The following is a 308-nucleotide window of genomic DNA, read 5'->3' as shown; positions in this document are numbered from 1 at the left end:
GCGAAAATCGTGCACGCAAAGGCAACAGATGCGACCAACAGAATCGGCACACTCCAAGAATCTGTCTGAGCGTGAAGCTTACCCACCAGCGTTGGACCAGTGGCTGCCAACGCATAGCCGATTCCCTGAGCCATACCCGACAATGATGCGGCTTGGCTGCTATTCGATGTTCGCAAGCCAACAAAAGAGAGCGCGATAATAAACGTCGAGCAGTTGGCTAATCCAAACAGTCCCACCCAAAAAATCGCAAACTCAGGTAAATACAACAGGCCAATCAGTCCGACAAATACACTCGATGCACACAGAGT

Annotated in this window: 1 pseudogene; it reads right to left on the bottom strand. The window is 50.6% G+C overall.

Annotated features, from left to right (window positions below):
* Window positions 1-308 (bottom strand): annotated as a pseudogene (locus AB4486_RS23790) (MFS transporter); the annotation flags it as partial.

The sequence above is a fragment of the Vibrio sp. 10N.222.55.C6 genome (genome assembly GCF_041473395.1).
In the GTDB taxonomy this organism is placed as follows: domain Bacteria; phylum Pseudomonadota; class Gammaproteobacteria; order Enterobacterales; family Vibrionaceae; genus Vibrio; species Vibrio crassostreae_C.
This window is presented reverse-complemented; position numbering and strand designations above follow the sequence as displayed.